Here is an 11,012-nt window from a genome sequence, read left to right on the forward strand (position 1 = left end):
CCGAAAAAAGGGAAAAAAGAAAGGTTAAATTATGAGTTACAACAAATTGAAATCATTGGTAGCGAACGTGGAAGCCATAGAAACGGCAATGAAAATCCAAGTTCAAGGCAGGCAGGCCACTGCGGAAGAAAAAGAAATTTTATCCCGATATTCTGGTTTCGGGGGTATCAAAGAAGTGTTGAATATAGGTACGGACAAGCCCATAGGTGGTGATATGCAAGAACCGATACAAAGATTGCAGGAGTTAATCAATGCTTACCCTCATTTCACAGAACCCATGCGACACAATGTCATAGAGGGTATCAAAGCATCTGTACTGACAGCATTTTACACTCCTAAATTCCTTGTTGATGCAGTGGTGCGGCAGATACACGCCACGTTCAGCGAAAACGGCCTCAAAATGCGTTCATTTCTCGAACCGAGTGCAGGTATAGGCGGTTTTCTGCCCATAGCCATGTCCGGCACGTATGACTATGCCATTGAGAAAGATCTCATTTCGGGGATGATACTTTCCCTGCTCCATGAGAACACGCTAACACGGACGGCTGCATTTGAAACCATTGGAGAACAAGGTTTTGAGCATACAACTTTCGATGTCATAGCCTCCAACATCCCGTTTGGCAATTTCCGGGTATTCGATGCGGAGCTGTGGAAGAAAGGCGGTATGTACGAACAGGCCACCAAGACCATACACAACTACTTTTTTGTCAAAGCGATGGAGTTGTTGAATGAGGGTGGATTATTGGCTTTCATCACATCGAGGGGCATAGCCGACACGCCCGGTAACAAGTTCGTGCGTGAATATCTTGTAAATCATGCAGACCTGATAAGTGCAATCCGTCTGCCCGATATGCTTTTCATGCAGACAAGCGGTATAGAGGTAGGCAGTGACCTGCTGATATTCCAAAAGCACACGCACAAGACGGTACTCTCACAACGGGAACAACTGTTTTTACAAGTAGGCAGGGAAAAGGCGGACGCCATAGGCACAATGACCGAATACGCCAACAAATTGTTTACCATGCCGAAAACTACCCTTGCAACAGGTAGCCGCATTGTACAGAACCAATACGGAAAATATGTGCGCAAATACCAATGGCAGGGAAATGAAAATGCCATGTCGCAATATCTCGCCGCACTGCTGAAACTCGACTTTGGTCGATATTTCCGCAAAAGTCTTTTCACAGGGAACGGACAGGGCAGCGAACATATGCAAATGTCCCTTTTCGGGAATGTAGCGATGAAACAAGTAGAAAAAGGTAAACGAGCCTACACGGATGGGGTGGAAGCATGGATGAAAGACGGCGCAATGGTACTGTTTGAGGGCCAGGTGGGTACTATCCAATATCGAAAATCAAGTCTTTATCAAGAGGTAGCCATTGATTTTGTGCCGGTGGACGAGGGTAAGGTCAATACAGATAGGGCGAAAGATTATTTTCCTATACGCAAAGCATACTTTGAACTGTCAATCAAAGAAAGGGAAGAACAAAAAGAGGATAACGGATTGCGTAGAGAGCTGAACGCCCGATACGATGCCTTTGTTGCCAAATGGGGCTGTTTCCACGAGAACGACAACAAGGAGTTTATCATGCTTGACAGCCTCGGTGTGGAAGTCTTTACAATAGAAATGCAGCTTGGAAAAGATTTAGTCAAGTCCGACATCATGCGTGAACCTGTGGCGTTCAAGAAGATAGACCCGAACAAACGGCTGACACCGATTGAAGCGTTGGCAAGCAGCTTGAATTTCTACGGCAAGGTTGATATGGACTACCTGATGCAGTCCACGGACAGTGCCGAGGAAGAAATCATCGGCGACCTCAAAGGTGAAATATTTTACAATCCCGCTATCGGGGAGTGGGAGCATAAAGGCAAGTTCCTTTCAGGCAATGTCATAGCCAAATGCAAGGAGATAGGTTCTTACTTGTCCGAACTCACGGACAGGGAAAAAGATTGGACGGAAACTGCTGTAAGGGCTTTGGCGGATGCGACACCCGAAGCGATACCCTACGAGGAACTCGATATTAACATGGGCGAGCGTTGGATTGACACAAAGTTATACGCCGATTTTGCAACTGAACTTTTCAAGGTAGAGACAAGTGTAATGTATTTCGATGTGAACGACACCTACATGGTACGTCTGCAAAGTTACTCTCCGGTGGCTTACAACACCTATTTCGTCCGCAACTATAACGGTGAGGATTTGTTTGTTCATGCCCTGCATGATACTGTACCCGAAATTACGAAAAAGATATACCGCAATGGTGATAAGGTGCGTGTGCCGGACGAGGAAGCCATACAAGAGGCAGCCACCAAGATACAGGAGATTAGAGACCGTTTCAACTGCTGGCTTGACAGGCAGCCGATAGAGGTTCGGGACGAGCTGGTAAGGGTATATAACGAGCGTTTCAACTGCTATGTTAGGCCGCACTATGACGGTTCGGCACAAACCTTTCCGCAGCTCTCTTTCGGGCAATTTCCATACGATAGCCTCTATCCCTCACAGAAAGATGCTATCTGGATGATTAAGCAGAACGGAGGCGGTATCTGTTGGCATGAGGTAGGCACAGGCAAGACGATGATAATGTGTGTTACCGCTTACGAAATGAAACGTCTCGGACTGGTACACAAGCCGCTTATTATCGGACTGAAAGCGAATGTGCACGAAATTGCTGATACGTTCCGCAAGGCATACCCTACGGCCAAAGTTCTCTATCCGGGCAAGGAAGATTTTACCCTTGCCAACAGGCAAGAGGTCTTTTCAAAAATCAAGAACAACAACTGGGACTGCATCATACTGACCCACGACCAGTTCGCCAAGATACCGCAGTCAGAAGAGACCATGATAGATATATTCACGGAAGAGCTTGCCGATGTGGAACGTAACCTTGAATTTTTGGAGCAGTCCACCATGCGTTACCGTAGCGGAAAGATGCAGGAGGGATTAGAAAAGCGCAAACAGAACCTTGGGGCTAAATTACAAGAACTGCGTATGAAAATCAATAATCGGAAAGACGATGCTGTGGACTTCCACACAATGGGAATAGACCATATTTTTGTAGATGAGTGCCATATTTTCAAGAACTTAATGTTTCAGACACGCCATAACCGTGTGGCAGGTATCGGCAACACCAAAGGCTCTCAAAGGGCAATGAACCTCTTGTTCGCCATTCGTGACATCCAACTTCGTACAGGTCGTGACCTTGGGGCTACGTTTCTGTCGGGTACGGTGGTCGTGAACGCCCTTACCGAACTATATGTGATGTTCAAGTATTTGCGTCCGCAGGAGCTTCAACGGCAACGGATTAGCTGTTTCGATGCGTGGGCAGCCATATTCACAAAGAAAACGGCAGATTATGAGTTGAATGTGACAGGCTCGGTGAAGCGCAAAGAGCGTTTCCGTACTTACATCAAAGTATCGGAGCTGGCAATGTTCCTGCGTGAGATTACGGATTACTGTACAGCCGACATGATAAATCTTGACGTGCCTGAGAAGAACGTGCGTTTCCTCTCTTATCCCCCGACAATTGAGCAGGAGGAAATGATAGGACGCTTGGTTTCTTTTGCCGGTAGCGGCCAGTGGAAGGACTTGGGACTTGACGTTCCGCAACCCGACAATCTCGATAAGGCAAAAATGCTGGTTGCGACCAATGTAGCCCGAAAAATGGCTCTTGATATGCGCTTGTTGGGTTGCAAGTTCAAGGATGATGCCGATAACAAGGCTTCTATCTGTGCGAGGACAATCTATGACTACTATATACGCTCGAATGACAATCGGGGTACACAGTTCGTGTTCAGCGATCTTGGTACATACAAACCGAACGAGTGGAACATATATGCCGACATCAAAGAAAAGTTGGTACAACTCGGTATTCCTGCTGATGAAATACAGTTTATCCAATGCGCCACTACCGAGAGGACAAGAAAAAAGCTGTTTGAAGAAATGAACAACGGCAAGGTGCGAGTTCTTTTTGGAAGTACGACCATGTTAGGCACAGGTGTGAACGCCCAGCAAAGGGCTGTGGCAGTGCATCACCTTGAAATACCTTGGCGACCTGCTGACATGGAGCAACGAAACGGCAGGGCGGTACGCAAAGGCAACACTGTAAAGCTGTGGGGTGGCAATGTGGTAGATATTGTAATTTACGGCACGGAAAAGACCCTTGACGCCTACAAGTTCAATCTGTTGAGAAACAAGCAGATGTTTATCAATCAAATTAACAACGGCACAATCGCCGTGCGCCGTATTGACGAGGGAGGCATGGATGAGGACAGCGGTATGAACTTCGCCGAGTTCGTGGCTATTCTGTCAGGCAATAACGACTTGCTGAACAAGACGAAGCTCGACAACAAGATTATGCAGCTTGAAAAGGAACAGGCTATTTTCAAGAAAGAACGCATCCGTGCCGAGCGTAAAATAGCTGCCGGTCAGGGAGAAATCGAAAAGGCAAAGCGTACTGAGGCCGATTTCAAGAGGGATTTGGAATACATCAACTCGTATAATGGGGCAAAGGCAACCCTGCTTTTGAACTTGCCGCAAGCCAGTACCGAGGAAGTTGGCCGGGAGTTGCACCGTATCGCCAAGACCTACCGCAACGGAGCGTATGGTACAGTTGGCACGTATGCAGGGCTAAACTTGTTGGTGCATAGCGAGTATAATATGGACGGTACGTTTGACCGCAATACATTCTTTGTAGAGGGTATAAGTGGATTGAAATACCGATGCAGTCTGAGCGGTGCGCTGCCGCTTGGTTTCGTTGAGTCGGCACAATATCCGCATGGAGCATTAAGCAAATTGCCCTCTCTTATCGAGAAGCAACAAAAGGCGGTAGAGCGGATAGAAAGCGAAATTCCCACATTGCAGGACATCATTTGCCGTCAGTGGAGCAAAGCCGATGAACTGTCAAGGCTCAAACAGGAATGTAAGGAACTCCAGCACAGGATTGATGAAAGCCTGAAAGAGGCCGAACAACCGCAGGCTGCCAAACACGAAGCTATTGCCGAAGCTGCTTGACATAATCATAATTCAACCGTTCCCTCTGCATGGTCGCGATGACTGGGCAGAGGGATTTTTTTGCGCTCCGGTCTGCCGACGGCTCTACTCTTTTATGGCATTCTTTCTCCCTTTATAACCTCCCGATTCCCCGCCACCACCCATTCTCATTTATAGCTATTAATATCTTCTGTTTTTAGTCAAATAGAGATAATATTCTTTCATCGCATATCCGTTTTTTGCGATACGCCATTTTTAGCTTCTACATTGGTGGCAATGTATCACTTTTGCCTTCACACCTCCTAATAGCTTCAATCAAGGCATCTTTTAATCTTATGAAGGCAAGTTTATCCACTCCTTTTGATATACTGATTTCATTACCGACCAAATCTTTCAACTTGAGTAAACAAGGAACATCTGCCTTATATCTGTCTCCCACATCTTGTAGGTCATAGTCAAAATTATAATGATAAGCAAGAAATTGCGTAAAAGTATTTCTGCTTTTATTGCTTAGTTTGCAGATAGCATCAAAAAGAGCATTGGCATCTTCATATGCAAATATAGCACGAAGTTCGTATGTACAACTTTTATCTGGATAAGGCAATCTGTCTATGATTATAAGTTGTTCTACTGTTCCTTCAGTCAAATTACGCAGTGCTTTTTGCATTTGATCCGGCAACTCATTTATCTTTGATTTCATCTTCTGCAAGAAATAGTCCACAATATCATCCGTTATTGGGGGCTTGGAATCTGTGGTTACATAATTACATCCACTAATAAAACGCCCTCTTAGCTGATAAAGTTCCTCTAAACTGGTTTGACTATTAATTATTTCTGCTATTCTTACTTTTATTAAAGAGACATAGGCCTGTATAAAATAGAAAATGCCAATAGCGTGAAAATATGATAGATACGCAATACTATAACCAAGTTGATAAGCGTCTTTTATCTCTCTATCCAATATGGATTTTATAGTGTCCTGACAAATACTTTCAAGTTTTTGCTGCTCCATATCGAAAAAGCCGGATAACATTTCCCAAGGTTTCAATTCTTTTTGCTTATCCCTTATCTCCGTAACAATAAATTCTACAAGTGGAGCACCTGTAATAATATAGTGTATAATAGCCGTAACATACTCCGGATTTAAGACATCATAAATTAGCTCTTTGTTTAAAGAGTGATATTTTTCCCTTAGATGCTGTATCCTTTGCTTATCTTCGTTATTATCTTGGAGTAGTGAAATCCGACAATCTCTACTCCAATTACAAATTACCTCTTTGTTCTCACTATTATTATACTCTGCATACACTGCAATAAATGACCCAAGAATATTTTTAAGAAAGATATTATCCTTTTCAACCAGTTCGGGAGGAAGTTTGTTTAAGTGGCTTTTAAAATCATATAAACATTGTCTCAAAACCCGTAAGTTGTCGGATTTTGTACACTTAAAACAGGCAATAATGAAATCACGCATTTCTTTCAAATAATCGGATACCGGTACTTCGCCAAGGAAGTATTCGATGGCTTCTTCTATGTCAGGTTGTATTTCAAATTCCCTGCCTATGGTCTTTTCCTTAAACTCATCCCATACAGCCTTGGGAAGTTCTTCAAGGTGGTTCTCATCTCCAATTACGACAACATGACAATTACAATGCTCTACAAAATAGTTGATAAAGCCTAACAATTCCTTCATCTCTATCAGGCACCTTTCGATGTCATCGAATATCAGGAACTTTACACCTTTTATACTGTCGTCTTTCACTTGTAGTAACGACAACGAATCCAGTGTTGCGGAAAATGAACCATCCTCTTTAGAGTCTTCATTAAAATCCATACTCGTCTTGAAGACTACCTTACCGGCTAATTTCAAAACTCCCTTTATGAAACGCCCCGTTTTCGAATAGAAGAAAGGATTTAATTCCCTATCTATAGCGGTCTTGATGTCATTCACGCTATCCATTCCATAGGTCGAAATGTAGATGGGCTTTAGCGTAATTTCCCCGTCGGTATCTGCGGTTCCATCAAACCTCTTCTTCCATTCTTTTATAAGATGAGTTTTGCCACATCCCCATTTTCCTTTCAGCATCACGGCATACTGAGGATTGGTATTATCAGCATAGCTGTTTAAAAAATCAAGAATCAAAGTATTCATACCTTTGTTATTAACATAATTCTATTTTAACTCCATTGAAAAACAAAAATGTAGCAATAAGAACATTAAATATTGAAATAGTAAACGACGCTGCAAATCCATTATCGCCACATCCACAATGAACAAAGTTAGTGATATTTCTTAATACAATAATATCCAAACAACTAAATTTCATGTTTCTTCTTTGAAAGATCCAATAAAGGCTTGCAGGAATCGTCAGTCTTACCATTGATTGCTTAAATATGCGTCTCCTATCATAATAATATCCGCAGAAAATGTGATGGTGGAATACATTTGGCGTTTCCTGTCAACATTGTAAACCTCTTTGTAATATACGATATACGCGTATTTGAACTCCACGACACGAAAGATTGAATTATCCTTAGTGTTGTAATAAATCACCTTGCCGCTTATCGCTTTGAAAGGACTGTTTACCATTGCTTCAAGAATAGTAGTTTCTCTGGTAGATTCAACGGTTATGGTAATACGTCCGCCAATAACATTTGTCACTGGCCTTCCTTTATTATCTGTCTTGCGGTTAAATTCAATATGTGATGAAATCACTTCTATATCCTTCCCTTGCAAGCACACGGTTGCCTTTAATTCTGCCATGCTGATCTTATTATTTATTATAAAACCAAGACATTTCGCCTTGGTTAAAGCAGTCAGACCGCTTTCAAGACAAGAAGGAGGATATCATATTTCGCAAATATAGAATTTTCCTTTGAACATAACAAACAATCAATTAAATTTATTAACCAGCAAAATCGAAGAAACTCTATTTACAGGCTATCCTCCCTTCTAAGTATTATTTATACAAAGTAGAGAAATACTTGCAAGTTCAAGATATACCACGAGATTAAGACTTGATGTAATTTTTCAAGTTGAGAGCCGAGCTATCCGTGTAATAGCTCGGCTTATTTTTTTTTAAATGAGGGAAAGGTTATTTAGGTAGATGATATTTGTCCTTTATATGCTCGGCCACGTGTTCGACTTCTGGGAACAACGTTGATTTGTCTATGCCGAGGGCTTCAAGCTGCTTCCTGATCTTCCGCTTCTGCGCTTTATTGATGATGTACACTTTGTAGCTGAAGTTGAGTGATGCTGGTTGGCTTTTATTGCCATTGATACCATAAAGGAAAAATGCCCCGGACTGCCGGATTATACGAGGATTGTCAAACATCGGTTTTACACAAAAGACTCTCTCGATATCCTTTGAGTCAATCACATTCTGAAAATGGGGTTTCTCATACTTAATTTCATGCAGAAGATATTGGATTTCCTCTTCGGAGTTGAACTCATTCCTATCCAGTTCTCTCAAATCTTCGATACTGAAATCTATTGGACGTTTGGCGATATTAGAAACAACACTGACAGCATCACTGTCGAAATATTTAATATCTGATGTTTGAACTTCGAATCGGAACAGTTTTCCGTCAACGGCATCATTCTCGCACGCAAAATACAGAGCTACCAAAGGATTTGTAGTAATATCCAAGAGGCGTGTCGGCAAGGAATAATGCTGCATCTTGACCAACTTCTCAAAGGTAGATGTACACCCTTTGAAATCAGCCGGACTTTGAGCGATAATATCTCTGAAAATTCTATTTTCATTCTGGATTAAGAATTTCTCTCGATAGATGGAGGGAATCAATCCAAAACTCTTATCTGACTGTCCTCGATAAAAGATATGGTAATCCATATCGTCCTCTAATTCATCTTCAAGTTTCTCGAATAGAGTCCGGATGCTACCAATACTTGATGAATCACTCTCCGGTTTATAATTATATGCCTCGTATGAAATCTCCCACGGACGTTTTCCAAGAGTCTTGACTATTTTTTCTGACAACTCATTATATGATGCAAAACTATCATAAGTGTAGCCCAGTTTTTTACTTCTTAAATACGATGAAGTGTTGGAATCCAAAGGAACATATTTTTCTGGATTAGCGTAGAACAGAACAATGCTGAGCTTTCCCTTTCCGACACTTTTAATGTTCAATGCCGTTTGAAAAAGTCGTTCATCTACTTTCCCTTCTTTTACCTGTCCGAACAATTTCCATAATACATTTATATCATTGTTGCCCCTGATTGTCTTCCATGGGAATAGATGCACTTTCATGGGATGTGTGGTCGGGATGCCTGATACATCTGTCGGTTCTGGACAACTAAAATTTAGCCTGCGCCTTAAATCCTGTAAGATTTCGACCCTTTTTTCATCGGAGTGAAACTTGTTGAGATACGCCAAGAATGTGAATGGGTCTATTTCTTGCAGTGTGATTTCTTTACCTTTTTCTGTACCATCGCGAAAACCGGTAATACCTATATCTTTTAGTATAGATATAAGTTCCGGCTGGTTATTCTGTTTTCCAAGTAGCCAATCGGATAGTTCTTTATAGAATGATAGCCATGTAAATTGGTCGTTCATAATTCGTTCTTAAATTAACATAAATTCAATATAAAGTTATAAAGATATGACAAAAAACAAGAATAATAAATATTCAAAATCACATTATGTATTAATATTTAAACAATTACAATATGTTCTCAGATGCTAAAACTACGAAAATTTATTGTATGACAGATGATTTTTGCAAGAAATTTGTATTGCAATGGAAAAATATATCTGGTTGAAGGCAAGAATCATAACATCGCAACAAGCCGAACTAATATATGATGCCAAAATATAGCTATTTTAATTCTTTTTCATTCGAGAGATTCCAAATGTTTCAAATATCATTAATGGAAGCATCTTTTTAAAATGAGGAACATATATCGCTAAATACCACAGTGATATGACTGTCCCAAGTAATATTATAGCTATTATATTTATTTCGTTTGTATTAATAGATAACTGAATAATGATTAAACATCAAATAATGGGTTTATATATGGACTCTTAAAAAAAGAACAACCATTCATTTTTTTACATTTAGAAAATATGTCTTCTTGCACAATTGGTAATCCTAACTCATAACCTTTAGCTTTAACAATTTTATTATTACCAAGACTATTAGGTAACAAATCTATTCTCTTAAATATATCAAACTCATTATCATAGATTGAGGTTTCCCAATTAATACAATCAATTAATTTTAAATAAATTGGAAGGTAATAATCCCCAATATATTCAGACCGATTGAATACATGTGTAGTTATCAGTTGGACATCATGTGGAGCCAAGTTATTTAATATTTCTGCAAATCGTTCACTTAATATTGGAACTGCATCTGTCATCAAATAATCGTATTTCTTAAAACGCTCTATATTTATATTTTTGTTAATATTGAAAATAAGAGTATCCGTTGGCTCTGATATTTTTTTGTTCTCTAAAAAAACAACAGATTCAATGCTTGAAGCTCTGTAATACTCCAACCAATATGAATTAGGATAATTGGGAGTCACTGAAAGGAAATAATACATAGTTACTTACATTTAATTAAACCTTGATCTAAAAGAATATTATATTTATTTATAATAGAATCTATTTCAGCCTGATAATCTGACGCTTTCCAAACTTTTCCTAATCTTGCATCTTGAGCAGCACGAACCGATACTCTATCTAAGTCCATTTTTACCTGATTAGTATAGATTGGATGAGAACCATTGTGAATTGGTAATTTAGGGTTGCTATTAACACCAGCTTTTGTTGGCAAATATTTAATGTTACTCTCATCATGAATATTAAATCCTGCTTTAGCAATAACATCATGATATCTTAATTGTTGTGGAATGATATGATGTTTTTGATGATCTGGGATTGAAGGCATAGTGTTATATGTAAGAAGCCCAAATTCATCAAGCCACGTATTGATATCCCGCACATATCCATACAGAGTCGGATTGTTACCCGCCAGTCCAATTGGGTCA

At 40.5% G+C, this 11,012-nt stretch carries 6 protein-coding genes; 1 reads left to right on the forward strand and 5 read right to left on the reverse strand.

Annotation, left to right across the window (positions count from 1 at the left end; all coding sequences use genetic code 11):
- Nucleotides 1-31 precede the first annotated feature (31 nt).
- A complete protein-coding gene (locus tag BACCOPRO_RS15105) occupies nt 32-5,011 on the forward strand; it encodes a helicase-like domain-containing protein (RefSeq protein WP_007898933.1) in 4,980 nt (1,659 codons plus the stop codon).
- A gap of 241 nt (nt 5,012-5,252) precedes the next feature.
- Here the strand turns inward: BACCOPRO_RS15105 and BACCOPRO_RS15110 are convergent, their stop codons facing one another.
- From BACCOPRO_RS15110 to BACCOPRO_RS15130, 5 genes are all read right to left on the reverse strand, one after another.
- On the reverse strand, nt 5,253-7,142 hold the full coding sequence (locus BACCOPRO_RS15110; RefSeq protein ID WP_008144964.1) for a P-loop NTPase fold protein: 1,890 nt from the start codon (nt 7,140-7,142) through the stop codon (nt 5,253-5,255).
- 222 nt (nt 7,143-7,364) lie between these two features.
- The gene (tssD, locus tag BACCOPRO_RS15115; protein WP_004308665.1) at nt 7,365-7,754 is read right to left on the reverse strand and encodes a type VI secretion system tube protein TssD; all 390 of its coding nucleotides are present in this window, start codon (nt 7,752-7,754) and stop codon (nt 7,365-7,367) included.
- A gap of 331 nt (nt 7,755-8,085) precedes the next feature.
- Nucleotides 8,086-9,570 (reverse strand): FRG domain-containing protein, encoded by a 1,485-nt coding sequence (locus BACCOPRO_RS15120; protein ID WP_008144967.1) that lies wholly within the window; start codon nt 9,568-9,570, stop codon nt 8,086-8,088.
- A 437-nt stretch (nt 9,571-10,007) separates the two neighbouring features.
- Nucleotides 10,008-10,565 carry a hypothetical protein gene (locus BACCOPRO_RS15125; RefSeq protein ID WP_007901173.1) on the reverse strand — a complete coding sequence of 186 codons (558 nt, stop codon included), beginning with the start codon at nt 10,563-10,565 and terminating at the stop codon, nt 10,008-10,010.
- 2 nt (nt 10,566-10,567) lie between these two features.
- A partial coding sequence (locus tag BACCOPRO_RS15130; protein WP_008144969.1) for an AHH domain-containing protein occupies nt 10,568-11,012 on the reverse strand: 445 nt, incomplete at its 5' end.

Origin of the sequence: Phocaeicola coprophilus DSM 18228 = JCM 13818 (assembly GCF_000157915.1) — a bacterium.
In the GTDB taxonomy this organism is placed as follows: domain Bacteria; phylum Bacteroidota; class Bacteroidia; order Bacteroidales; family Bacteroidaceae; genus Phocaeicola; species Phocaeicola coprophilus.